Origin of the sequence: Pseudomonas sp. R4-39-08 (genome assembly GCF_003852275.1) — a bacterium.
Lineage (GTDB): Bacteria > Pseudomonadota > Gammaproteobacteria > Pseudomonadales > Pseudomonadaceae > Aquipseudomonas.
Genome location: NZ_CP027733.1, coordinates 1,553,763 through 1,576,844, shown reverse-complemented (window position 1 = coordinate 1,576,844; position 23,082 = coordinate 1,553,763). Strand labels below are relative to the sequence as shown.

36 protein-coding genes and 1 other RNA gene are annotated in these 23,082 nt (G+C 58.1%); 1 reads left to right on the top strand and 36 read right to left on the bottom strand.

The window, feature by feature from the left end:
• Positions 1 to 67 precede the first annotated feature (67 nt).
• From C4J88_RS07170 to C4J88_RS07115, 12 genes are all read right to left on the bottom strand, one after another.
• Positions 68 to 454 (bottom strand): hypothetical protein, encoded by a 387-nt coding sequence (locus C4J88_RS07170; RefSeq protein WP_124406573.1) that lies wholly within the window; start codon positions 452 to 454, stop codon positions 68 to 70.
• A 4-nt stretch (positions 455 to 458) separates the two neighbouring features.
• Positions 459 to 830, bottom strand: coding sequence for a phage tail protein (locus C4J88_RS07165; protein ID WP_124406572.1), 372 nt, complete (start codon positions 828 to 830; stop codon positions 459 to 461).
• 13 nt (positions 831 to 843) lie between these two features.
• Positions 844 to 1,944, bottom strand: coding sequence for a phage tail sheath C-terminal domain-containing protein (locus C4J88_RS07160; RefSeq protein WP_124406571.1), 1,101 nt, complete (start codon positions 1,942 to 1,944; stop codon positions 844 to 846).
• Positions 1,941 to 2,132, bottom strand: coding sequence for a DUF2635 domain-containing protein (locus C4J88_RS07155; RefSeq protein ID WP_124406570.1), 192 nt, complete (start codon positions 2,130 to 2,132; stop codon positions 1,941 to 1,943). The genes C4J88_RS07160 and C4J88_RS07155 overlap by 4 nt, the downstream gene beginning before the upstream one ends.
• Positions 2,132 to 2,698 carry a phage protein Gp37 gene (locus C4J88_RS07150; RefSeq protein WP_124406569.1) on the bottom strand — a complete coding sequence of 189 codons (567 nt, stop codon included), beginning with the start codon at positions 2,696 to 2,698 and terminating at the stop codon, positions 2,132 to 2,134. The genes C4J88_RS07155 and C4J88_RS07150 overlap by 1 nt, the downstream gene beginning before the upstream one ends.
• Positions 2,698 to 3,189 (bottom strand): phage protein Gp36 family protein, encoded by a 492-nt coding sequence (locus tag C4J88_RS07145; RefSeq protein WP_124406568.1) that lies wholly within the window; start codon positions 3,187 to 3,189, stop codon positions 2,698 to 2,700. The genes C4J88_RS07150 and C4J88_RS07145 overlap by 1 nt, the downstream gene beginning before the upstream one ends.
• The gene (locus C4J88_RS07140) at positions 3,186 to 3,671 is read right to left on the bottom strand and encodes an HI1506-related protein (RefSeq protein ID WP_124406567.1); all 486 of its coding nucleotides are present in this window, start codon (positions 3,669 to 3,671) and stop codon (positions 3,186 to 3,188) included. The genes C4J88_RS07145 and C4J88_RS07140 overlap by 4 nt, the downstream gene beginning before the upstream one ends.
• Positions 3,672 to 3,680: 9 nt before the next feature.
• Positions 3,681 to 4,574: a Mu-like prophage major head subunit gpT family protein gene (locus C4J88_RS07135; RefSeq protein ID WP_124406566.1), complete on the bottom strand. Its 894-nt coding sequence runs from the start codon at positions 4,572 to 4,574 to the stop codon at positions 3,681 to 3,683.
• Between the two features lie 26 nt (positions 4,575 to 4,600).
• Positions 4,601 to 5,503, bottom strand: coding sequence for a phage protease (locus C4J88_RS07130; protein WP_256659097.1), 903 nt, complete (start codon positions 5,501 to 5,503; stop codon positions 4,601 to 4,603).
• Positions 5,504 to 5,646: 143 nt separating this feature from the next.
• The gene (locus tag C4J88_RS07125; protein WP_124406565.1) at positions 5,647 to 6,681 is read right to left on the bottom strand and encodes a DUF4062 domain-containing protein; all 1,035 of its coding nucleotides are present in this window, start codon (positions 6,679 to 6,681) and stop codon (positions 5,647 to 5,649) included.
• Between the two features lie 153 nt (positions 6,682 to 6,834).
• Entirely contained in the window at positions 6,835 to 7,317 is a 483-nt protein-coding gene (locus C4J88_RS07120; RefSeq protein WP_124406564.1) for a phage virion morphogenesis protein, read from the bottom strand.
• A 9-nt stretch (positions 7,318 to 7,326) separates the two neighbouring features.
• Positions 7,327 to 8,604, bottom strand: a complete 1,278-nt coding sequence (locus tag C4J88_RS07115) for a PBECR2 nuclease fold domain-containing protein (protein ID WP_124406563.1) — start codon at positions 8,602 to 8,604, stop codon at positions 7,327 to 7,329.
• Positions 8,605 to 8,697: 93 nt separating this feature from the next.
• Between C4J88_RS07115 and C4J88_RS07110 the strand changes: the two genes are divergently transcribed.
• Positions 8,698 to 8,901 (top strand): hypothetical protein, encoded by a 204-nt coding sequence (locus C4J88_RS07110; RefSeq protein WP_124406562.1) that lies wholly within the window; start codon positions 8,698 to 8,700, stop codon positions 8,899 to 8,901.
• Between the two features lie 3 nt (positions 8,902 to 8,904).
• Here the strand turns inward: C4J88_RS07110 and C4J88_RS07105 are convergent, their stop codons facing one another.
• The 24 genes from C4J88_RS07105 to C4J88_RS06990 all read right to left on the bottom strand — a co-directional run bounded on the left by C4J88_RS07105 (position 8,905) and on the right by C4J88_RS06990 (position 23,081).
• Positions 8,905 to 10,461 (bottom strand): DUF935 domain-containing protein, encoded by a 1,557-nt coding sequence (locus C4J88_RS07105; RefSeq protein WP_124406561.1) that lies wholly within the window; start codon positions 10,459 to 10,461, stop codon positions 8,905 to 8,907.
• Entirely contained in the window at positions 10,461 to 12,014 is a 1,554-nt protein-coding gene (locus C4J88_RS07100; protein WP_124406560.1) for a hypothetical protein, read from the bottom strand. The genes C4J88_RS07105 and C4J88_RS07100 overlap by 1 nt, the downstream gene beginning before the upstream one ends.
• The gene (locus tag C4J88_RS07095; protein ID WP_124406559.1) at positions 12,011 to 12,523 is read right to left on the bottom strand and encodes a DUF3486 family protein; all 513 of its coding nucleotides are present in this window, start codon (positions 12,521 to 12,523) and stop codon (positions 12,011 to 12,013) included. Before C4J88_RS07095 ends, C4J88_RS07100 begins: the two co-directional genes overlap by 4 nt.
• A gap of 4 nt (positions 12,524 to 12,527) precedes the next feature.
• Entirely contained in the window at positions 12,528 to 12,839 is a 312-nt protein-coding gene (locus C4J88_RS07090; RefSeq protein WP_124406558.1) for a hypothetical protein, read from the bottom strand.
• On the bottom strand, positions 12,836 to 13,147 hold the full coding sequence (locus tag C4J88_RS07085; protein WP_124406557.1) for a hypothetical protein: 312 nt from the start codon (positions 13,145 to 13,147) through the stop codon (positions 12,836 to 12,838). The genes C4J88_RS07090 and C4J88_RS07085 overlap by 4 nt, the downstream gene beginning before the upstream one ends.
• Positions 13,147 to 13,365, bottom strand: a complete 219-nt coding sequence (locus tag C4J88_RS07080; protein WP_124406556.1) for a TraR/DksA C4-type zinc finger protein — start codon at positions 13,363 to 13,365, stop codon at positions 13,147 to 13,149. Before C4J88_RS07080 ends, C4J88_RS07085 begins: the two co-directional genes overlap by 1 nt.
• Complete coding sequence (locus tag C4J88_RS07075) at positions 13,352 to 13,972, bottom strand: DNA-packaging protein (RefSeq protein WP_124406555.1); 621 nt, start codon at positions 13,970 to 13,972, stop codon at positions 13,352 to 13,354. Before C4J88_RS07075 ends, C4J88_RS07080 begins: the two co-directional genes overlap by 14 nt.
• Positions 13,969 to 14,607 carry a transglycosylase SLT domain-containing protein gene (locus C4J88_RS07070; protein WP_164487709.1) on the bottom strand — a complete coding sequence of 213 codons (639 nt, stop codon included), beginning with the start codon at positions 14,605 to 14,607 and terminating at the stop codon, positions 13,969 to 13,971. Before C4J88_RS07070 ends, C4J88_RS07075 begins: the two co-directional genes overlap by 4 nt.
• Position 14,608: 1 nt before the next feature.
• The gene (locus C4J88_RS07065; RefSeq protein ID WP_256659096.1) at positions 14,609 to 14,902 is read right to left on the bottom strand and encodes a putative holin; all 294 of its coding nucleotides are present in this window, start codon (positions 14,900 to 14,902) and stop codon (positions 14,609 to 14,611) included.
• A 461-nt stretch (positions 14,903 to 15,363) separates the two neighbouring features.
• A complete protein-coding gene (locus C4J88_RS07060) occupies positions 15,364 to 15,834 on the bottom strand; it encodes a hypothetical protein (protein ID WP_124406553.1) in 471 nt (156 codons plus the stop codon).
• On the bottom strand, positions 15,834 to 16,271 hold the full coding sequence (locus tag C4J88_RS07055) for a Mor transcription activator family protein (RefSeq protein WP_096144731.1): 438 nt from the start codon (positions 16,269 to 16,271) through the stop codon (positions 15,834 to 15,836). The genes C4J88_RS07060 and C4J88_RS07055 overlap by 1 nt, the downstream gene beginning before the upstream one ends.
• On the bottom strand, positions 16,268 to 16,684 hold the full coding sequence (locus tag C4J88_RS07050; protein ID WP_124406552.1) for a gp16 family protein: 417 nt from the start codon (positions 16,682 to 16,684) through the stop codon (positions 16,268 to 16,270). Before C4J88_RS07050 ends, C4J88_RS07055 begins: the two co-directional genes overlap by 4 nt.
• Complete coding sequence (locus C4J88_RS07045) at positions 16,681 to 16,959, bottom strand: hypothetical protein (protein WP_124406551.1); 279 nt, start codon at positions 16,957 to 16,959, stop codon at positions 16,681 to 16,683. Before C4J88_RS07045 ends, C4J88_RS07050 begins: the two co-directional genes overlap by 4 nt.
• An RNA gene (locus tag C4J88_RS07040) (hammerhead ribozyme type II) lies at positions 16,960 to 17,030 on the bottom strand.
• Positions 17,029 to 17,250, bottom strand: coding sequence for a hypothetical protein (locus tag C4J88_RS07035; protein ID WP_124406550.1), 222 nt, complete (start codon positions 17,248 to 17,250; stop codon positions 17,029 to 17,031). Before C4J88_RS07035 ends, C4J88_RS07040 begins: the two co-directional genes overlap by 2 nt.
• A gap of 8 nt (positions 17,251 to 17,258) precedes the next feature.
• A complete protein-coding gene (locus C4J88_RS07030; RefSeq protein WP_124406549.1) occupies positions 17,259 to 17,657 on the bottom strand; it encodes a hypothetical protein in 399 nt (132 codons plus the stop codon).
• Between the two features lie 2 nt (positions 17,658 to 17,659).
• Positions 17,660 to 17,938, bottom strand: a complete 279-nt coding sequence (locus tag C4J88_RS07025; protein ID WP_096144725.1) for a host nuclease inhibitor protein — start codon at positions 17,936 to 17,938, stop codon at positions 17,660 to 17,662.
• Position 17,939: 1 nt separating this feature from the next.
• Entirely contained in the window at positions 17,940 to 18,560 is a 621-nt protein-coding gene (locus tag C4J88_RS07020; protein WP_124406548.1) for a DUF3164 family protein, read from the bottom strand.
• An 11-nt stretch (positions 18,561 to 18,571) separates the two neighbouring features.
• Positions 18,572 to 18,895: a hypothetical protein gene (locus C4J88_RS07015; protein WP_124406547.1), complete on the bottom strand. Its 324-nt coding sequence runs from the start codon at positions 18,893 to 18,895 to the stop codon at positions 18,572 to 18,574.
• Positions 18,879 to 19,259 (bottom strand): hypothetical protein, encoded by a 381-nt coding sequence (locus C4J88_RS07010; protein WP_069557251.1) that lies wholly within the window; start codon positions 19,257 to 19,259, stop codon positions 18,879 to 18,881. The genes C4J88_RS07015 and C4J88_RS07010 overlap by 17 nt, the downstream gene beginning before the upstream one ends.
• Positions 19,256 to 19,867 (bottom strand): hypothetical protein, encoded by a 612-nt coding sequence (locus C4J88_RS07005; RefSeq protein ID WP_256659095.1) that lies wholly within the window; start codon positions 19,865 to 19,867, stop codon positions 19,256 to 19,258. The genes C4J88_RS07010 and C4J88_RS07005 overlap by 4 nt, the downstream gene beginning before the upstream one ends.
• A gap of 3 nt (positions 19,868 to 19,870) precedes the next feature.
• Positions 19,871 to 20,590, bottom strand: coding sequence for an AAA family ATPase (locus C4J88_RS07000; RefSeq protein WP_124406546.1), 720 nt, complete (start codon positions 20,588 to 20,590; stop codon positions 19,871 to 19,873).
• Positions 20,591 to 20,614: 24 nt separating this feature from the next.
• On the bottom strand, positions 20,615 to 22,648 hold the full coding sequence (locus C4J88_RS06995) for a DNA-binding protein (RefSeq protein ID WP_124406545.1): 2,034 nt from the start codon (positions 22,646 to 22,648) through the stop codon (positions 20,615 to 20,617).
• Positions 22,641 to 23,081, bottom strand: coding sequence for a hypothetical protein (locus C4J88_RS06990; protein WP_096144719.1), 441 nt, complete (start codon positions 23,079 to 23,081; stop codon positions 22,641 to 22,643). Before C4J88_RS06990 ends, C4J88_RS06995 begins: the two co-directional genes overlap by 8 nt.
• Position 23,082 lies beyond the last annotated feature (1 nt).

Genomic DNA, 23,082 nt, shown 5'->3' with positions numbered 1-23,082 from the left:
TTCACTTTGCCGATGACCAGGTCTATACGAGCGTCTATTTCAGCCCTGGTCATCTGCCGCAGCTCATCTAGCCGGTAGCCTCGCTGGACGAAGGCATGTTCGATTCGTCGCCAGTCGGTGTTGCCGCGCTCGGCGGCGCGAGCTTTTTTTCAAGCTCTGCGTCGGCGTCGGCAATGATCGCCAAATCGCTTTCAGTCAGTTCGTTCAAGAGCAGCTCAGTTGTCAGCGCTTCATTGGGAATTTCGCCCAATGACAACAACTGGCGGCGATAGACCTCCAAGGTGACAAGCTGGAATGGTGCGCCAGGATGCAGTTCCTGAGCCGCGACCAGGTCGCCAGCAACAGGAACGCGCAAGGTGAAGGTCTTGTGGCGCAAACCGGAGTAATAGACGCCCATTTTGAGTTCGCGGGTAATGCTCAATCCTTCCCAGCGTTTGCTTGATTGTTCAGTCATTACGTTATTCCGTGTAGTAGTTGAGAGCAGCGATGGTCAGGTCTCGCGTGGCTTCGCCTTCAAGTTGGTACTTGCTGCCCAGTTCGATCAGGGAGCAACCTGTCCAGGTTTCGCGCTTACCACCGCCGTCCTGGGCATAGATCGTCAACTTGGCATCCATCAAAGCGCGCCATTCCGGCTCGCCATTTTTGGGAATGACCACCGAGATTTTCAGCTCATGTTCTTCAATGCCCTTTGCCGTGCCGGTAGGTCGGCCGCTGCGGTTCATCGTCTTGACTACCTTGCGCCCGGTCTTGAGGCTCGGCTCAACGCTCGTCACCTCATAGTCGGTGCCGTTGATCTCCAGAACGATCTGCCCTACGTAGTTATCAGCCATCTAAAATCACCTCTTACAAGAGCAGGTCAATGCGACCGGCGAACACGTGCAGGCCGTTGACGACATCGACAGGAATGGTTGCATTGAGACGGTTTACGTCCTGGGCCGAACGCTCGACCACAAGCCCGGCCGCGTTGGCCTCGACCTCTTCGACGATCTCCAGCTCCTGCGCCTTGAGCAGTACGTCCAGCAGCTCACCGCGTACCGCTTCCGGGGTTTTCTTTGAAAGCTTGGAGCGCGGGAAGCGCAGGCGAATCCGGTCGCGGCACGCCATACGGATGTAATACAGGGTGCGGATGGTGGTCAGGTCCAGCAGCGAGACGTCTGTGGCGCCCGCAGCAGACTTGGTATACGTGGTCACGGCACGGACAATCTGAATGACATCGCCTGCCGCGACTTCCAGCGGGGTGACGCCGTTCGCCAGGGCGGTTTCCTGCTCGGTGCGTCCGAGACGTTGAGTGATGGGCGGCACTTTAATCCCGGCCAGTACCAAGGTATTCAGCGGCCGCGCCGGATCTTCTTCTGAGGCGATCATCGCGGCATAGGCAGCGGCCACCTGGTGCGCTTTCGATGCTGTGCCTGGCAAAACCGCCAGACTGATCGCGCCGGAGTTCAGCGACGTAGCCAAAGTGGTGGCAGCGGACAACGTACTGGTCAAAGCAGCAACGCCGATAATGCCTTGCTGTTCCATCGAATTGGTGTAGACCTTGATGTGTTCGCGCAACGCGGTCAGTGCCGTTGTGCTGTTCCAGGCCGGGACCAGGATGGTAAAACCGCCCAGCGCAGTCGCGTCCAGTGCGGCCTTGATGTCCGGCTCTGCATCACCCTCAACGACCACGCCCACTGCCGAGACGGCGGCGTAGCGATAAGCCGTGATAAAGGCGTCGGCCATTTCTCCAGCGATGGTGCCGCCGAAGAAGGCTTTAGCCTCCGGCGCGCTGTAGAACGGTGTCGGCACGTTAGCCTCCACGGTTGCCCCTTCGCCCAGGGGAACGATGAAGCACACGCTTTGCTTGTTGGTCGGCAGGTTCCGTTGTGCCAGGCTGGTGTTGAACTCCATGTAAACGCCAGGCTTACGGATAGACGCCGGGATCGTGTCGAATTCGATGCTCATTCAGTGGATTCCTGTGCGGGTTGTTTGGCACTGGCGCGCGGTTTCTTCACGGTCAGCAGCTCCTGCGCCGCCACACGGCGCCGGTAGTAAGAGGTGTTCGGCACGTCGACTGCCTCGCCCCCTTCGATGTACGTGTACGGATCGTCTTCCGTGGGCACCCGATGACCAGGTGCAGCTTTAACGTGCATTACACGTCCCTCAATTCGATGTTGTCGGTTGCCACCGGGTCGGGGTTATCCGATGGGGTGTGGTAATCCATGGTGATGCCCAGGAAGTCGGGCAATGCCTCTATAGGTTTTTCCCAATCCAGTTCGATGTTGAATGACTGCCCCAAGACAGAAAGGTGGTCACTGGAGAACTTGCCGTTGACCAGGTTGGAAAGCTCCGTTGGCTTGATCGGCGCACGCTCCGCCCAGGGTTGCCAATCGACAAGCTGGTGCATACAGGCTTCCCACAGCGCGTAACTGCCAATGTCCTTATCCGAAGTCCCGCGCCGAGTAGCCTTTTCCCCCCGTGGATGACGGGCTGCGATGATCAGGCGGAAGGTGATCGACACCACGTAACGGCTGTTAGATCTACGGTTGAATACGGCCTTTGGCACCATCACCAAAATTGCCGGGCAGCGCTTGAGCAAGCCCGGTAACAGGTCCGGGTCGCTCAATTCGCCGCCGTAGCTTTCCACCACCAGACGCGGCAGTCGGGTTTGCAACTCGCTGAGCCGCGCCTCGATCAGGTCCTCCAGCTCGCCCACCATTACAAGTCCCTCAAGGTGCTGCGGCTCATCAGACGAGGCTGGTGGCTGATCTGAAAACCAGACTGCCCGCCGTCCGATGCACCACGCTCCTTATCTTCCTTGGCGAGCGTCTCCAGGCGCTTGATCACGTCCTTGTAAAGCACCCGCACGGTCGACTCTTCCTTGCCCGCGTCGTCGTACAGGTGATAACGGGCGATCTCGGCCAGGTCATCCGTAACCCATGCAGGCGCATCCTCGCCTGCCGCCCGAAACCGCAGGTAAAACGAGACCTCACTACGCGCCCGCTTGACGGCATCGGTGATCCTGACAAGCGTCGCAACGGCAATGGCGATGTCCTCGGGCGGCCATTCTTCCAAAGGCGAACCATCGGCAGCCGCCAAGACAAGTGCAGGATCGATAACGCGCTCGGTGTCCGGGACGGCCACTTCGGTGATGTCGCGGGCGCCGAATCGGATCAGGAGCTGGCTGGCGGACGGCAGTGAGAGGTTCATTTACCGGCGTCCTTTGCCTTGCTGGTGCGGGTTTTCGCCGGCTTTTCTACGGGATCGGGAGTCGGCGTTGCAGGCGGCACGGTGTTGTCCTGGTCGTTCACGGCGCCGATACCGCTCTCGGAAAGATCCAGGGTTGGTCCCACGAATTCAGGTCCAGGCTCGATGTTGTTTTGGTCGGTGGGACCGACGTCGACCACAGGAGCAGCCACTGGCGTAATGACTGTTTCAAGCGTTTGCGGCTGGGCGCCTGGAATGGCATCGGGCGTTTCCGATGGCGCGGTTTGCGAGGGGGTGTCATCGAGCACGTCCTTTACCTGGTCGAATGCTTCCCCCGCATAAGCGAGGATCAATTGAGGCTCTTTCCCAAGCGCCTCAAGTTGTTCGTCCGTGAAGAAGTCGTCCGGGTAAAAAGTCGGCTTGCCTGGGTGGGCAATCCCGCAACGACGGAAGCCGTCGCGCTTTGAGGTGATAACGATGGTCATAACGCCCCCTTATCCCAGCCAGCTCGGCGCCAAGATTTCGGCGGTGCCTGCCCATTCGTTGCCGCTGTTGGCATCCTTGACCAGTAGCTTGCGCGCAGCACCTTCCAGCGGGGATGGCACCACCAACAGGCCAGGGTTGACGCCGAGTGGGCGACCGCCATCAGCGTGGAAACCCTTCATGGCTGCACGCGCTGCGGCATAGTTTTCGGCGTTAAGGGGGGCTTTCGAGCAGAACGCAAACTGCCAGAAACCGAAACCGACGTTCGCACGGGCATCGACGCCATAGCGGTATTCATCGCGCATGAAGACGTTTTCGTCGTCCATGCTGGTCATCGCTTTGAGGTCGTACTTGCGGCGCAGTTGGAAGATGATCGGTTTGATCGCCCGGCTTACATCGAGCAGATACCAGGCTGGGCCTTCACCGTCCTGGTAGTTGCTGACGGAGATTGCCGTGCCAGTGCCGTCGGTGTTCGGGTAGACCGGGTGGTCGGTGTCGAAGAAGTTCTGGCCGTCATAGCACAGCGTGGTCAAGCCAGCTTTCAGCAGACTGAACACCAACTCGTCCGGGTGTGCAGTGGACGCCCGGCCCATCTCGGCAAACAACGGCTTATAGACGCCGATCTGGTCATCTTCGATGGCGTCACGCGGCACACCCACGGACGACTCGTACTTCTTGTTGGTGATTGAGTAGCTGTGCGCCGCCATGTTCTTGAGAACACGGTCGCCGATCCACTCGCGGAAGTTCGGGAACTGCCCCAACCAACCATAGGTGTTGCTGGCAGACGTGGACGGTACGGTCGTGGCAATGCGCGCCCAATCGGTCGGCGTAGCTGCCTGGGCATTTTGGAACTCGGCCCGGTACGCGGTGAACAACGCGGTCAAGGTGCCAGAAGTAATGATCATGAATCGCTTCCTATATATAGAGGGAGTTACGCCTTGCCCTTGATGAAGTCCGCTTCGCTCATGTCCAGCAGCTTGGCGACGTGTTGCTCTTCGGCGTTGAGCGCGGTGACGGTTTTGTCGGCCTTTCGCTCGTCCAGGTTGGAGGGCGGAGCAACGACCGGCGCCGCATCGACGAATGCCTTGAAGCGCGCCAGACCGGTTTCGTCTTGGCAAGCGGCGCGGTGGTAGTCGACCGTTGCCGGGGTGATCTTCCCGGCTTGGGTAGCCGAGGTGATCAGTGCATCCACTTGCTTGTTGTGTTCGGTTTTCTTCTGCTCAGCCAGGGCTTGCTCGGCATTGGTTGCGCGTTGCAAAACGCTGTCGTAGTCCGCCCGTGGCATGAACTGCTCAAGGTTGGGCTTCTCGGTGTTCACCGCTTGCGCGGTTGCTTTGAGTTGAGCGGTGGCCGCAAGGGCCTGTTCTTCGGTTGCCGTTGCAGGCAAACCGAGTGCAGTCAGAAGCGCAGGTGAAAGCGTCACAGGCGTGACCTCCGTGTTTTCTTGATTGAGGGCGGTCAGCAGGAAGTTGGGTTTGTTCGTCAGGCCCGCGCTGACCAGGCGAGCAATACGGGTGGTATCTGGGTCGAAGTCGAAGACAGGGGAAAGGAAACGGTATTCGCGGTTGATGACCTGCTCGGAGGCCCGAGGGGTCCAGTCAACCAGGCCCCACAGCGCGCCGTTGCGTAGTTCCAATTGCTTGATCCAGCCCGCAGCCGGGGCGGATTCGCCCTTGCTGGCTCGGTGCTGTGTGGCATGTTCCCAATCAATGGGCAGGTCGATGGCACGGCCGAGGAAGCTGGACTGGACCAGCGTCCCGGCTTGCTCATCGAACAGCCATTGCCGACCATCGCGGCCGGTGACGTTGGGACCAGGGGGATTAGTTCGACCCACTCCGGGGCCTTGCCGTCAGAGACGGTGGCGGAAAGGTCGGTGTTGAGTGCGAGTTGAGTTTTCATGCCGCCAGTGTGGGAGGACTGGCGGAATCAGTGAGTATCAGCGGGGTTTAAGGTTTAGCAAATAGTAGTGAACCCGTTTTAGACTAGGTCGTCGTATTTTCGAATAGCACGTAGCTTGGTCATCACCGTATCGCCGTAAGGAGTTAGCGTCCAATAAGTTGCAGTGTCTTTGACGCTCCGACTCTTGGTGCTCTTGGCAATATACCCGAGCGCACGCAGCTGTATTTTAATAGTCTGATAGTCCGCATCTGACACCTCGAAGTTCATAATCCTTTGCGGGCGCTCATTCGGCTCCATGCTTGTTATCATATTGCTCTCAATAGCTTCGCTTAGCGTAAATTTTAGAGACGTATCCGACGCCTCATCAATCATGAGTGGAGACAAAACTGCAAATATATAACTCCAACGAAACTCAACTTCGCCATACTCATTTTTCGACGTCCCATTACGAGCCACGGAATAATAAGTATATCTGATTCGGTATTTATCACTTCCTTGGGCTAAGTCATTAGCGCCTTCTGGCTCAGAGCTTTTAATCGTTTGATTTTCAAGCTCCAACTCATCTACACGACGACGCAAGCTTAAAATCTCTTCCGTGGCACTCTCGTCGGGCACTAAATTTCCGCGAACCCAGCCAATAGCTGGATGGCTTTTTGTAAGTTTGATCAGGCTTCGACTTACATGTCCGCCAAGTTCTGCTGGGGTCTCCCAGAGCTTACACAGCTTCTGTTTTACTAACTCATAGAAGTTTGCGAGTTTTTCTTGATTCTCAGTGCTGGTTTCGCTGAACTTGGCAGGCAGATCACCAATGTTACGATGAATAAAGCCTAAAATGGGTTTGCCTGTCTCTAAAGCATAACGATATTCCATCTCCGTGTAGCTCTGGCCTGAAGGTCCTACGGAACCATACCTGCCTGCCAGCACTACAATGTAATAGTCGCTGTCATCAATCACCTTTTTGATAAGGCTCCATTGATCGTCATTCGTTGCAGGGAACAGCTCCATACCTGACGGCATGCAATCTTGCTCGAGCAGCGCCTGCATTACCTCTTGCCTTGCATCCTCCAGGTCCCAGAACGTAGAGCTGACAAATACCTGATAACGTTTTTCCATTTCTTGAGGCTCCTTATTTTTCTGCTCGCTCGACAAGTCGTGATAATGCGAGCGACTGGAGCCAATCTAACGCAGGTCTAACGCATCTTCGTAACAATATTTGCGCCGATGTACCGCCCAAGCAAATCGGCTCCTACAGCGCGCTTGCAGCCATCAACCTATCAGTGGCTCGTTAAGATAGTCGTGGATGATGAACAGCACCTCTGTTTCATCCTCGGCAGAGAGCCCCAGGTACTCCCTCGCTGGGATATCACCCCACGGAATAGAACTACCCTTGCCCGTTTTGCCGGACGCGCCTTTCTTCTGCCCAAACTGGTGGACAGCGCCATAGGGCCGATCTGTACCGAACGCCAGTTCTCTACTGGTGACTTGCTTGCGTAGGGTGTCTTGGAGCGTACCTTTCTCCCGCAGGATACCTGCACCTTTCTTTCTGGCTAGGGTTACAGGCGAGAGCGGCGCCCAAGGCGAGCCGTCAGGCGCGACCTTACGGCGGAAGCGCTCGTCGGTGGACTGGTGAAGATATTCACCGATGTCATTAAGCGGTGTGGTGAAGTCGTCCAGGCGGCGGCCCAACTCTTCCAGGGCTTTGCCAACCTGGCTGCTGTCGATGACGACATCAAGCATTGCACCGGCCATGGGGTTCTCCTATTCAGGGCGGCTATATAGCAGCACGCCAAGGCGAAGTTGCTCCAGGTACTCTGCGCTGTCTGCCTCTGGCACAAAGGAACTGACTCCGGCCCAGCCGTCGTCGCCGACTTCAAACACCGCCAGGGCTGGTATCGGCTGACCCTCGACCTTGAAGCGGCGAAGGTAGCGACGACGCACTACGGCCTTGCTCTGGCCTTTCAGCCACTCCAGGCGCACCCACACTTCATCGGGGGCTTTTAACGTGTCGGCCAGGAGAGGCAACTCACGCGCAATGCCGGAACGCTTGATAAGCAACGGCCCCGTGGGCGTGTTGCTGAACATCCCCCGGCCGATCACAACGGCATCACCAACCACGTCCTTGAACACTGTGGGGGCTGACTCTGTCGCGCCGAACTCGCCGAGGAATTCATCTAGGTACTGTTGATCAGTTAGCCCTGCGGGTAGCACGCGGTTTGCCGGGACTGTGCGGGGCGTCGGCATGGCTTCTGGTAGTCGGCGGTTTGGGAGGCCCACTGTCGTGGCGCTGTATTTGGCACCTGGTACGGGCTGGGGCAATGGGTCGTAGGCCCGCAACGGTGGAACGGCTGGAGCCAGGCGCGACTGACCTGGTGCGTATTCAAAGCCGGGGTCAATGCCCTTGGGCACCCGCACTGTGCGCGGGCCATTGGGACTGTTCTTGCCGATGACCCGGTCTTCCCACTCAATAGCGGGTGCGGGACCAATTGCCAGGCCCTGGCGCTCTATGTCCCTGGCCGAAGCCATGAACTTCTTGCACTTGCAGCCCCAGCCGTTTTGCGGGGTGTGGGTCGACCACCATGGATCATCCAAAGGCAGAGTGGTGCCGTTCCAGGCCAAGTGCATTGGGCGCGGGTGTGCGCTGTCGCCGTGGCGGTAGATACCATAGGGACGGCGCTTGCGTAGTTCCGGGTCTGCCATTTGCGCTTCGCGACCGGCGTTATAGGACTGGCGCAAATTGGTTTCCCAGATGACATTGGTACGCCAACCGCGTTCGCCCTGGTACTGCCAGCCATGTTTGACCACGACCTGGTCGAAGTCTTTGCGGAACTGTTCCAGGGTTGTCCCGTTGGTAATGGACTTCTCGACGGCGCCCCGTAGGGCAGTGAGTAGGCCATGCTTGACTGCGCCTGCTACGACAAACGCATGGTCATGTTCGATGGCGTAAATATCTGCCCAAGACGGCGTAGGGACACTGACCTTGCCGCGAAAGTAATCAAGCTGTTCCTTGAAAGAAAGTGAACCATGAGAGACAGCCATTGCGTTTTACCTGTTTTTAAGTGGCATATTGCCTTCATACAAGACAAACTGTTCGGGGTACAACCAAACACTTTCATCACTAGGGAGCTGCACATGCGAGTCGGTATCAAAAAGCTGGACGTTAAAATGGAAGTGAAAAACAATGGGGTCGAATTCGAGGTATACGACAATCAAGAAAATTTCATGGGCGATATGTTCGTAGTCAAATCAGGACTTATCTGGTGCAAAGGCAAGACTAAAAAAGAAAACGGCGTAAAAGTCAGCTGGGCAGAGTTCACTGCATGGATGGAAGGCTGACACTCAAACACCTCGCAAAATATCGTACCTCCCAGCCATGCTCGCCGCTGTCATACCATCTGTCATGGCGTCGGCTAGTTGGCTGGTTGTTATATCGGGGTAGGTTTCAATCAAACGGTCCCGAAACTCCTCAAGGCTATGAACAGTGTCGAGCAGTTCCTTGATCTGCTCGATCATGTCGTCCATGTATACCCCCACAGTTCGCTCCATCGTCCGCACCTGGTTATCCACGATGTCCGGCACCACAACAGGTTTCGCGGGCGCCTGCTCTCTGTTGGCCGCTTGTGCCAACACCGGAGTAACAACGGGCGCAGCAATGCCCAGCAGCTTGGCGCCAGCGGCCGGAGCTGGAATATTGAGTTTGTCGCGGATAACCGACTGTTCAACCTCCAACCCAAGCGGCACCAGCTTTTCCAAGGCTTCGATCAGAATCTTGGCGTTTTCCGGCTTGGGTACGTCGAGGATCAGCCGCGGATATGGGCGACCAGGTGCAAAGTTCAGATCGCACCAGGGGCGCACAAAATAACGGTTCAGCGTATTGGATTCGGCCTTGGCATCGGCTTGCAGCAGATCCAGGCGCACCTCGTTATGGATCGTCGCTTGGGCCTGGCTGGAGCCGTCGTCGGTAGACATGGTTTGACCGACCACGGCCTTGCTGACCTGCTTATCCCACCACTCCGCCAAACCCTTGAAGAAGTCCCCGGCGCCGGTCACGTTGGCCGCCTGGGTGAAGTCGATGCGCATACTGTCCGGGATCACCGCCGCTGCATCGCTGCCCAGGTTGGCAACCGCTGACATGAGCGTAGCAATATCGTCCTTACTGGCACCAGGTCCGTAGCGACCTACACGCATGGGCATACCGAAGATGTCGGCGAAACCCATCCAGTCCTTCCAAGTCCATGCTTTGCACATGTAACCCACGGCAGCTAGACGCGCCAGGCCACCACGAATAGGCAGACCTGAACGAATGCGCGGCAAATGAACGATGAACTTGTACGGTGCCAAAGGAACGCCATCGACCATGTCGGCTTCATCCAGGAGCCGCAGCTCCCGGCTGGTGTCGCGGTCGAACTGGAAGAAACGCTGGTCCCGTGGCTCAAAGCGCGATGGGTTCCAGGTCTTGCCACTGCGGTCCCACATGATTTCGGAGACGGCATAGCCTTTGCCCATGGCGTCGGTCAGGTCGGCTTGTAACTCGCCGAACTCGGGTGAGTCGACTATTTCCTTGAGTTGGTCGGCTCGGCGCACGTCTTCGGCATCGTCGCTGGCAGCTTCGATACGAATGGCTAAGCCGGACACTGCCAGCTTGCGAGTACCTAACACCGAGGCGTAATGCAGATCCCGTTCTTCCATTTCCTCGGCAAGGGTCAGGTAGTCATGGGCGTTGCCCTCGGCAGCCGCCTGCAGGATGGCGGCAAGTCGACCAGGCGTCAGGCCGCTCGCGACCGACTGGTGCCAAACCTGGCGTATGCCGGTGGTGCGTGCTGCGGCCAACTCTTCGGTGAGTTTGTCGTACTGGATCGGTCGACCGTACTGGTCGACGATTTTGGATTCAGCCATTACCAAATGCCTTTTGTGGAGCGCCAACCGGCGCCGATCTGGATCTCGCGATCATGCTGAGACGCGGGCTGGACTCGGTGATACTCGATGATTTCCACTTCCTGGCGGGACGCGTAATCGGCCAGTACGGCGGCGATACCGGCGTCGCCGTGGCGCTTGGGGCCGGACTTTTCGCCTTTCTCGTTGGTGCGCTTTTCCGGGATACGGGCCACGCCCTTGACCATCCGAAAGGCACGCACGTCGCTAACGACGTCCTTGTCGGCCGGGATGTCGTAGAACGTGTCGTCTTCTAGGGACGCCTTGAACGGAGGCATGTTGTCGCGATACCAGCCCTCGGTGAGCATCACCCGCTCAATGCGGTTGAAACCGAACTCGATGGCGGTGTCTTCCGACAATTGCGAGCCGTTGCCCCTGGCGTCGTCGGCGCCTTTGAGGAAGTTGGGTAAGCGACGAATGATGTAAAACTTAATCTGGAGTTGTTGCTTGAACGGAACGTTACGCAGCTCGACCACAAAGGGTGTGCGTTTGCGCAGGTTCTGCTCCTTGAGCAACGGCCAGATGACCGAGAGGTCGCCGGAGCGGGCGAAGTCCATGCCATAGAAGCTCTGAACGTCCAATGGGATGGCCGACAGCAGCGGGAGCAAATGTTCTTCGCACCACTCCAGGGACTCAGCCAGGCGCAGGTGTTCAGCGATGGTTTCGTAGCCCTGCGGGTATGCCAAGCGCAGCACCGGCACATCGCGGTTACTGCGCTTCTCGACCAGGGCCATGCTGAGAAAGGCGCCGCCGCCCTGGGACGGAACACAATCAAGCTCTTCATCGGCGGCGTCACCGTAGAAGCCATACACGTCCTGTACCCAGGCGAGTTCTTCCTCAAGCTTGTACTCAATCCCTTTACGCAAGCAGACACGCTTGTACAGACCATCGGCCACGGCTTCGCCAAAGGTGCAGCGGAACACTTCGCCATTGCGCTTGCCCGCCCGGATCTCATTGACCAGGTCGTTGAATGGGTTTTCCGTGCCGTCGTGGGTGCTGATCACATGGACCTCACCGCCCCAAATCAACAGCGCCATGGCTGCTTTTAGCAGCTCGGCCAGGTCGGCATGGAATGCAGCTTCGTCGATGACGACAACACCCTGACGGCCCCGCAGGTTGGACGGTCGGCTGGTCAGCGCGACAATGCGGTGGCCGCTGGGGAAAGCAATGGTGTAGGTCTTGATATGTTTGTCGGGGTCACTGTCGGGCCAGATGCCTTCTTCGATTTGCTCGGCGGCGTAGTTGTACGCCCGCGCCCACATGGCGCAAGCCTGGATGTATTCCACGGTCATGTCCTGGTTGTAGCCCAGGTAGTAGACCGTTTGACCGCCCGCTGATTTTTCGCTGGCAGCCACGAGGACGTTGTCTGCCGCTTCGGCCCAGGTAAGACCAATACGCCGGGACTTCTCGCCGACCTTGAGTGGGGCACGGATACCGATCCACTCTTTCTGATAGTCGAGCAATACCGCTGGAGCAACCAGAGTGGCGGTGCTGTCCAGGATGAGAGGAAGGCTCACGATGCCATCCCCAGTATCTCGCGCCGAATTTCATCGGCTGTCGACTGGGACATACCACCTTTCTTAGCGATTTTCTCAACGCGGGCCGCTGCGGTCTCGACCTTTTCGCGCCATTCGGCCTGCCACTTTTTCTGCACCACCGATGCCTTGCCAAGCTCCGCCACGGCCTTTGCTACCTTGGGCAAGTCCATCTGGTCACCGTCGGTCATCAGCAGCTTAAATAGGTGTTCCTGCACCAGGCGCATCAACGCTTCGTTGACCGCGCCTTCTTCATCCGGTGCAGCCGCCACTACGGCACGCGCTTGCTCGCTCGCCATTTTCAACGCTGAGAGCTTGGACTCAAAGTCCTGACCATAGCGATGCAAAGCTGACTTGCTGATCGAAAAACCACGGCTCGCCAGTTCTTCGGCCAGGGCTTCATAGTCACTAAAGTTGTTTTCGACCAGGGCCTTATCGAACCAGGTTTTAACCGACTTAGGCAGACTGGCGACTTTGCTACGCGGGGGCATAGGGTCAGCTCCAGTATTTTTCTGGGCGGGCAATACCGGGATTACAGTCGATGGTGTACTCGGCCACGTCGACGCCGTAGTGGGTCAAGCCGCAGATCCATACGCCGCTAGACTGTTTCTTCAAGGTCGCCAAGCTACGGTCAGCCAGGTAATCCAGTTCGCGTCGTAGTTCCAGGGTGGTGACGTCTGGAATGATTCCCTGGATGGCCGACAGCACCAGGGCTTCGTGGGGATCAACCGGGCGCGCTGTGTTGAGAGTTAGGATGATGTACCAACGCAGCGATTCGCGGCGCACCTTGGCTGGATCAATGTTCATGGGCGTAGTCCTTTGAGTTGAGCGTTTTCTAACCTGAGCGCCAAGCCATCTAGCTTGGATTCGATAATGGATTGGTTGCGTACCCAGTCCTCGCGGCGGACATAGTGCAAAGGCATATCGCCACGTAAGCGCTCCATGCCGATCTCGACCTGGCGCAAGCGCTCACTGTCCTTGTCCACGATGGCAAAGCGTTGGTCCAGGCGCCGTTCCATTTGCACCAGGAGCATTTTCATTACACCGACGAAAGCTCCCAGGATGGTTACGGCAATACTGATCATCTGCCACACCGGCATTTCGAATGTCGCCATCAATGCGTTCTCCTTTCGCGATGGTTTTGGCACTGCGCGCAACGTTGCACTCCAGGAATGGCGTGGCGCCGATCTTCCGGGATAGGCAGGTCACAGTCAGGCACCTGACAGAACTCAGCCGAAGGGCCGATCAACAGTTCCACTTGTGCCAAATGAGTCGCTAAAGCACTTTCGTTGTGCAGGGCTTCCAGCACGCTGGCGTAATCACTTGCTTTCATTGCGGGTCCAATTGATCAGGTTTCTGAGCTGTGCCCGGCAGATTCCATACAGCTCGCCATTGCGTACCTGGTTGGTCAGGAGTTGTTCCTGGGTGACGCCTGAGTCGAGGTCGTCAGCGGTTCCGGCTCCGCTGGCAGGCGAAGGAGTTCGGCCGGAGCCGTTCGTGGTTGGCATTGCGGGATTGGGGGCGATACCGTTGGCGGTGTTCCACACGCGGACAAAGCCATTAGTGAACACAGCAACAGGCAACGGCTCTGGCTTCGCATCCAGGGCGCGGCGATAGAGAGTGGTAACACGGGCGATTTCTCCGGAGAGTCGGTCGGTGGTATGGCGTAGGGTTTCCTTGGCGTCGGCAAGCTGGGTCGCCAGTTCGTTGCCCTTGTCTTGCTCGGTTCGCAACTGCGCCAGTGCCGTGTCAGAGGTGCGCTGCTTTTCCAGGGCGTACTCTTGGCGCAGGACGGCAACGGCGGTTTCTCCCTCAGACTTGCCCAGTCTGTAGCCTTCGTCTTTGCCGTCCTCACGGTTCAAGTGGATGCCGTACACCACGGCGCCGATAACGGCCACGTACCAGAGCAGCGGTTTGACCAGGTCAAAAAGGCCCTTCATTGGCAGACTCCCTGGCCCCAGCCATCAGCGACGTACAGAGCTTCCCAGCGCAGCAGGATCAAGCGCGGGTATTGCCGGTTTTCCTTGAAGGCAGCGGCCGAGCGTCCGCTGTTGAACCACTCGACGGATTCGAACCAGGTCAGCGGATCGGCCCCTTTGGCCGATGCCAACTTGCGGTCTTTGATCACCCAGCCCAGGCCGCCGTTGTAGGCAGAAAGGATCAGCGCCGCCTGTTCGCAGGAACTACGCGCCCGGATGCGGCTCGCCAGCCAGCGGTCATAGCTGACAAGCGCTTGCATGGACCAAACCGGGTTATACGGTTCAACCTTGCCGAGGGCCTTGGGGAACAGCTCGGCAAGCCAAGTGGCGGTCGAGGGCATCACCTGGCCCAAGCCTTGCGCACCGACGGGCGACTTCGCGTCGAACTTCCAGCGGCTTTCCTGGTGGATCTGTGCGGCGAAGGTGGACACCGGAGCATCAAGGCCCCATTCAGCCTGAGCGATGCGGGTCAGGTCGCGGCGATAGCGGTCGGCTTGGTCCGGAATTTCGGCCTTAGCTGGTGGGCTGACGGCCAGACCTACCAACAGGCCAATTCCGGCCGCAGCTATATATAGAAGGGAACGAGAACGCCGCATGTCAGAGCCCCAGCGTCAGGCCGAGGACGCAGCCCAGCACGACCAAGGCGCGGCGAATGCCTGCCATGGAACGCTCGCAACTGGGCACCATGTCCGGCCGGGCATAAGGGAACAGCGCTCGATCCAGCCAGTACCCCAGCACACAGCCCAGCGTCACCAGGCCACATTTATAGAGAACAACAGGCAGTTTGGTTGGGGCGACGATAGCCAGGCTGAACAGCAAGGCCAATGTGATCAACGCCCAAAAGGTCATACGAGGCGTGCGGGGACGCCGCTTCGGTGCGGTAGAAGTCATGGGGATACTCGCGGTGAGTGAAGAGTGGCGCGCAGTGCGGCCAGGTGATTTGCGGCCACCACGGCGTCACCGGGGACATGGACGGGTGCCCGGTACTCGGCGAAGGTTGGTGTGATGGTTCTTACAGCGGGGCGTAACTTCTCCTGTTCACGAACGTGCTGTTCTGTGCGGGCTTCGGCTTGCGAGATATGCGACTGCACCAACTCACGCCAGTCGGCCGGAACCTTGGCCCATAGCACCGCACGCGCAGCATCATCCCCGGCAGCTTGAATGAGCTGGGCGAACTGGCGCGGCCGCTGGGGCCGAGAGACTTTTGGGGAAGCGGGAGCGGAATGCATGATGCGAACCTGCCGTTAGGGGAACGGTGCCAGCTTCGCGTATAGGGGGGAGTGGTTGAGTATCAGCGGGGTTTAAGAAAAAGCCCCGCTCGGTGGCGGGGCTAGATGTTTGCTGAACAGGGTTTAAGTCGGGCCCAATAAGCCGTTGTCACGACCGGCCTGAATGGTCTTGTACGCACCGATATGGGTAAGTCCACTTTCGCTTTTGGTTGGAACTCTCAACGTCATATACATTGCAAGCACACTCCCGCAATTCCAGTCAGACTTACCATCTCCAAGCGCACTATAAACAACGTCAAGTAACTCATAATGGGTGATCGGGATCTGTGCAGCGTCCAGCTTTTGGCGAGTCACGATAATCATGTTACCGATGTTTTCTGCTTCCTGACCTTTGGCAAGGTTGTTGCGGCATTGCTGAGCTGCGCGCTGAGTCATTTCAAGCAACTGCTCTTTTCTTTCTACGGTTGCTGTTACTCCGCGCTCCTGGTCCTTTTCCGCAAAGATGGTAGCGATAGAGGAAGTGGTATATGTCTGTGCGAACGCATTTGAACCAAGTGCCAGCAGGACGGCTAATGCCACTACGTTCCTTTTCATCAGTGCAAAGTCCCTTCGTCAAACCCAAAAAGATCAGGCTCGCTCTTGCGATGCAGCGCCCGTTGTCGACGAATGATGTCATAAATGGTCTGGTTCGCAAGGTCGTACTTGCTGACCAGGTCCGGGATCTTAATGACGTTATCCTTCCAGTCCCGATAAATCATGGCATCGCGTAGCGCTCTTTTGAGTGCATCCCCGCGTGGCAAGTACACCACTCGACCACCCATCACAGAACAAATCGCAAAGACAACATGCCGGGCCAGTTCGGCGGCTTCCACACCCGGCTTGATTTCGACCAGGAGCTTGGCCTCGGCGATTTCTACCATTTCTCGTAATGAGCCCTCCCAGCGGGATATAACCGTAGGGTCTTGCATGTTTGCCAACACCTTCTTGGCGTCCAGTTGATCGATGTCATCCGGGAACAGTTCTTCGTTCATCGCTCCGGTCTCCCATGTCGGCGGGCATCATAGGTCAATGCCGCAACCATTTTTTGCAGTTGCGCGGGGTCGAGCCATTCCACGCGCTCGACCTTGAACATGCGCAAAGCCATGCCATCGGCATACGCCCAGGAGCGTTTGGCCTCTGCGAGAAATGCCTCAATCTTGCCCACTAGCTTTGCCCGGTCTGGCGCCGCTGTCGGTGCTTTTCGGCCCTGCTTTTTAACCTGTGTAGGCTCCCAGCCCAACCGGGCGAACTCGGCCAAAACAGCGCCGGTCTGGCGTGGGTTGAGGTCTTTGGCCGAACGCACACCTGCCACGCGAACTAGCAAGGCGCGGTAGGTTTCGTCATCGAGACCGAGGTCTTTCTTGGCGATATGGATTTTGCTCAATTGCAGGTTTCGTGTGCTCATTGTCTCCCTCCTTTGATCAATACCTGGAACGCTGCCGGGTCGCTGCGGGACAGTGCCGCGACACCATGAATTGTCATGGTGAGCGCATGTTCTGCTTCGTCGAACTGCCCCGCAGTGCGGATCTGTTCCAGCTCGTTTTGGGTGCCGCTGTAGATTTCCATCTTGAGCTTGCTGGCCCCCATAGCCAGGCGCTTGTTACTCTCACGCTTGCGCTGGGCGCGTTTACGCTCGCGTGCCAGGCGGGTTTTACGTTGCCGGGGTGTTTCGTCTGTCATGGGTGGCTGCTCATCAGTACCAGGTAACCACGCCTGGCAGACCGCCCCGGTAGGCCGGGGTGGTTTCGCTCAATGAAGGGTTGTAGTGGTGGGTTGCCAACGGCACGCAGGGACAGTGCCTAGCATCTTTTCGCTGGCGACTAGGTCGAACACCTTGTTGAAAATGCGTACGGCTTCCGACTGTTTGGGCGCGCCCAGCGGGTTGGTCGGGACGCCCGTCATATCAATGGCTACAGAGGGCCTGCCGTTGTCTTCGCGGCGGTCTTCAAGGGTGAGAGTGATCTTGGCCATGTGGGCTCCTAGCGTTGCTTGTGGAAGGTGATGTGGTAGTCACGGGCGACCTGCCGAACGTACTTTTCAGTCATGTGATGTTTACGAGCGATCCATTTAGGGGAGTTCCCCATGGCGGCGTCTGCCATGATCAACGCCGCGTGCTTGCCGACATCCGACGGACAGACGTTTGCTTCGGGAGCGTCAATAGGGGCCACGGGCGCAAACAGATGGGCATAAACCGGCGAGCGCTCCGGGTTAATGGTGAACGTCGCCGGGGCGTTGCTCATCTGGTGACCGACTTGCTGGACTGCGCCGCCGCGCTTGAGGAATTCCTCAGTCAACCGGTCGAGATTGGCGCGCTCGATGTCGTGTTGTGGTGAATGCATTGGCAGGGGATCGCTGCGGGTATCGTGATAGCGCTGCATAGTCAGGCCCCCAAAGCTCGAAAGCCGGGCTGATTGCTTTTGGCAATCCACTGGATGAAGCGCGCTACAGCGACGATGCCTTCACGCTGGTTCGCAGCCTCTGGAACACCAGGAACAAACAGCGTTTCGTTGTCATATCGAGACAGACGCGCACTCACACTGATGATGTCGCGAACTATTGTTTCCTCACCTGTAGCGAGTGCGATGGCTCCCTCAGGAAGGGTTGCGCCAAAGTCGATATGGCCGGAGGCGAAGCAATAGGCTGTGATAGTTTTTTTCATTTCACACTCCAGCAATATCAAGGCTGATGGGCTCGTATTGGTCGGTATCCCCGACACGTTGGTAGACGCGGATGTAGGACTTGGAGCCAACCACCTGGCAGGCGTCGCCGATGGCTTGCATGGCGCGCTGCCAGCGCTCATCGGTAATCTCCATCCGACGCAATGCCAAGACACGGGCCGTGCGGATGTCTCCTTTCTGGTCAGTGCGAAAGGCGTCATTGACCAACGTGACCACTTCGGGACGCGCCCCAGTGGTCCAGTCGCGTAGGCACTCGTCAATCAATGCCCGTGCAGCCTGGAGGCGTTCGTCGAAGGCGATGCTTTCCTGGACGGCACGCATGATCTTGTAACGACCATCAAAGCTAATCAGGCTGACGTTGCCTTTCTTGCCGCCGATCTGAGCGCCGTATTGCTCGGCGCTGAGTTCTACGAATGCTTCGATGTCGCCAAATGCAGCGGCCTTGAACTTCGCCAGCACGGTGCTTGCCTCGCGTGCCTGCTTGACCAGGTCAAGCACCAGGGCATCGCGTGCCAGATCTATAGGCTTGATCAGAACCTCTGGAATCAGGCGTTTCTGCGCGTCGACCCGGTAACCTTCGGGAATGATTTGTTGTTGTGTCATTGCAAATGTCCTCAGTGGAGAGTCGGACGCGACCAGTCGGCAGGACGGGTAGCGCTGATGGGTTCGCGCCATTCCAGGGTTACGCCCTGGAACTGCACGTTGAAACGGGTGCTACCTGCCGAAACGTGGCGCATGTAGCCTTCGCGGTCGGCTTGGCCGAGAAGGCGGTTGCCGTCTTCTGGACCAATTACTAAGAGGTTGTGGGCCGGGCAAAACCCCAATATGCGGATGCCATGCGCCTGCAACTTGCGCGCAGCGGCGTTGAACACGCGCAGACGGTCGGCCAGGGTCGGGGTCAGGACTTTCAACGAGGTGCGGTTAGTGGAGGCGAGCATGGGCGTTCTCCTGGTTGCAGCAGTCGGGATTGATTGGGCAGTGTTGGCAGGCGCGCCAGTGCTGCATCGCCTGCGGGTTATGAGTAGGCGCCGGTTTTTCGCGGTAGCTTTGGCACTGATCGCTAGTGACGGTCTCGTCCAGGGCGACACATTCAATACGGCCTAGGGTTTCCATCACCCGCCGCTCGACACCAGCTGTACTGGGCGATGCATAGCGGTTGGAAAGGATCAGGCTGACGGCCGTGCGGCTCATGCCAATGCGCTGGCTGGCCTTGGTTTTATTGCTGGCGGCAACTTCGGCAGCGAGCAGGCGCACGAACAACGGCACCTCATTGCCCCAGGCGGAAAGGTTGACCTGGTTCATTGGGTCACCTCCTGGTCAGCCTTGCGCCACACCACCTGATCCAAGTTCGGGTCGTAGACCTGGTCGAAGTCACGCTGGTAGATGGGGTGTTTAGGCCCGGTATAACGCGACGGCACCAGCCGAAAGCGGGTTTTAAAGCCTGCTGTTCCGCCTCTGCGGCTCACGTAGCCAGCCTTTGCCAGGCCCGACAAGTAAACCTGAGCGCCGACCTCACTTATGGACACGCCGTTAACGCTGGCGGTGGCTGCGGCCTCGGCGGCGGTGAATTCACCGAGGATGCGCAATGCCCGCCAGATATTTTCCACACCGCCTGCATGGGTCGTTCGCTTACCGTGATGGTTAACCCGTGGGGCTTCGACACCCTCGTCCTTGAGTAACTTCCATTCGGAATCGCGGCGGTCGATGTTGCGGACTTTGCTCACAATCCCGGCCTTTTCCATATCTCGGAAATAGGCACGTACCGCTTGATCGTCCTGGTTCGATTTGCGTGCAACAGCGTAGGTTGTCAGTGCTTTAGGCCCGGCGTTGACAGCGCGGATAGCTTCCCAAATGTATTGACGTGGGGACTTGCCGCCCACCATCACCAAATCGGCTCTGATTCTTGGCATCCCTCAAGTCCTCCGCGACGGCGCTTCGCCGGTGAACCAGCTATCAGAGCCCCAGTCAGCAAGGTTGATACTGTCAAGGCAGCGGGCGCGGGCCTCGCCGTAGACCTTGTACAAGTTGACCGCTACACGACGCAGGCAGCCATCCACCTTCTTGCGCAAGTCCTCCAGCAAGTCATCGGCGAAGTGCAATTCTGGGTAGCTGGATTCGGCCAATGCCCGCAGATCGTCGAGCGTGGCGCGTTGCGCAGGCACCCACTCAAGCACTCGGTTATGCAGGCGCTCAAGCTTTGCCAGGCTACTGGGTACACGTTCTTCGCCGATCAGAACGATGGTCCCTTCGCTGGCGTTGTAAATATCGGTCAGGACGTTGGCTACGGCCTTTTCGAGTAGGTATTGCACGTCGTCAATCAACAGCGGGCGACCGCTCTTGGAAAGCTGTTCGGCGACTTGGTCGACCATTACCGACATGGTCGAGGCTGGTTGGATGCTCATCTCGCGGAGGATGGCGTGCAGGAAAGCTTTTTTGCTCCAAGTGTCGCGACACTCCACGTAGTAGGCACGGTGCTGATTTGCGGCGAAGGCAGCACCGACGCTTTTACCCAGTCCACTTGCTCCGTACATCACCACCACGCCAGGCAACCCCTGTGGACGGTTGTTAGTTCGTGCGATAGCGGCAGACAAGAGGCCGACGTTGGTCAGGGGGACAATCTTGGGAACACTCATAATTCGACTCCTAAAGGTCTGGGGTTAAGCGCGGGCCTGCTCGGCGAACGCGAACATTTGCTGTATCGAGGTGAAGTCCGGGTGCTGCGGGTAGCGGGAATGCCATTGGGTTTCTTCTGGTGACAGCGACTCGCCGCTGGTGAGACGGGCGTCGAGCTGGTTCCAGAGTCGATAGCGGGCGGTTGGGTCGGTGGGTAAGTCGAAAGCTTTTGGTTTCGGCGCCGACAGTTCGGCGAACTGGCGAGCTTCGGCCATCTGCTTAAGACTGAGCTGCGCCGATGGCGCGGTGGACGGCGCGATCATTTCCACGCGCTTGCCGGTCAAGGTTTCAAGCTTGTCTACGGCACGCTTCATCTGGCCGCTTTCGCGCTTGTCATAAGCCTTTTCGATCATCGCCTTCGGCATGTAGTCGCTGGCATTGCCATCCACCAACGCCTCACCGATCAGTTCACCTTCCAGGGTTCGAACCCACACACGGGAAGCGTCACGGACGTCGTAAGCCAGGCGGATGTCATCGCCATGAAAGCTGCGCAATGCATCAAGGAAGTAGGTTTCGCCTGCCCAGGTGACTTCGCCACGACGTGTCGGCCGGACGACTTGTGGGCGCGACAGGTCGTTGAGCAGTTCGGCCGGGGCGATAATTGGCTCCCAGCCTTCGGCGCGTGCGGTTTCCCACGCTTCGTTCGGGCTCATGTGGCGCAGCTTGCCGGTCAGCGGGTCGCGGAATTTGGCGAGCCCCCTGTGCGGACTGTTGTTGTAGGTTTCAATCTCGTATTCGACACCGGCCATGAACTCGGCGAAGGTCGGAATCAAGCGGGTACGGCCAGTTTCGCGCAGCTCTTTGCGACCAATTCGATGCACTTTCGTGCCCGCATGTTTGTCCATGTCGGCGCCGATATAGCTGGTCAACTTCTTGGCTGCGTTGACCCAAATGGTCTGGTGGGAACGTTCGATAAGACCTCGTGCCTGGCTGTTGTAAGGCAGCGCATGGGTCATGGTGCCGCCAAGCCGGTCAACAACTTCGCGGACGGTGTCGTTGGCAAAACCTGAGCCATTGTCGACGTAGAACATTGCGAACATGCCGTGCTGCATGGCGTCACGTAGCGCGTCCATCACACCGATGGTGGACTCTGCCTCACCAATGGAAATGCCAATGGCCTTCCGTGTCGCGACATCAAGAACGGTGGTTGCTTCCGGGCGGTATGGCTTGCCGGTACGAGGGTTCAGCACCTCGGCGTCGAACTTGTGACCGTCTGCGGTGAATACGTCGCAGGGGTACATGCTCTTGGTGGAGCGGCGCTTGAACGGTTGCAGGGCTTTGAGTTCCTGCGGTGTACGACGGCCACGCTCGCGGGCTTCGGCGCTGAGCTTATTAAGGAAGCGGCGCACGACATGGATGCTGGGCCGTTCAGCCGGGTTCTTGAGCGCAAACTCGGCATAGGCCGATTCGACGCTTGGCTTGGTCGGGCGCTGGTAGCAGGCAAGAAACGACGCTGACCATGCAGGCAAACTCATGTCCTTTTGACGACGAGCAGGTGCGAGGCCGGTTTCACCTTCTTTGCGGTAGTCGGCCAGCCAGCGTTTGAGCGTACGCTCGCTCAAAGAGCGGTCGCCGGTCTTGCGGTCATTGGCGCGCTGCACCAATCCATTCAAATAGGGGGTGAGCTGTTCTGCTTTTGCCAGGGAAACCAAGGTGTCGATGGCGCGTTGCTGGCTGATGGTCTGGCTCATGCGTTCGATTTCGCGCACGAAGGCCAGGCGAGCGGTCATCACAGAGCGTTGATCTTCGCTCAAGCGTGACGCAGAAACGGCGTCACGCTGAACAGATATTGAATCTGTAAGCGGTGCGCATTCAGGTTCAGCCTCGGACACGGAGGCGGCGATTAGCGCGGCCTGAGTTTCTGGCGGCAGAGCTGCAAAGCGATACTCGACAGCCTTACTGCCAAGACGGCCCTGGCCTTCCCATCGTTCGCGTTTAGCACGTATCTGAATTGCCCGCTCTGTTCCAGGCATCCCAGGCAGACCAGCCAGCTCGCGGGCGGAGTACCAATTATGCATGGCCGTCACCCAGCATCTTTTTAAGCTCGCGTGCTTGCCTGGTCGCGTCAGCGGCGACACGCGCTAGACGGCCCAGCTCAGCATTGAGAGCATCACGACCGTAAGCCACGCGGCCACCACGCTGCTCAACGAGCCAGTCCGTTAAAACGTGACTGCTACATACTTCTTCAAGCAACGGTGCTCTATAGAACGGCAGGTTATGGTCTGTTCGGGCTGGGCTCGACCACGCATCAAGCATGTGCTTGCTAACGTCATCGCCGGAAAGGCGGGACATGCGTGCGCCAATTTCATAACGATCCAGATCGGAACCTTTCAGAATCTCGCTGATCAGTTCACTGACCTGCGCCGCATTGTTGCCATTGCCTGGTATAGCCAGAACTGGCTGGGGAACAGAGAAGATGTCTAACGTACGATCGTCCTTTACACGGCGCATG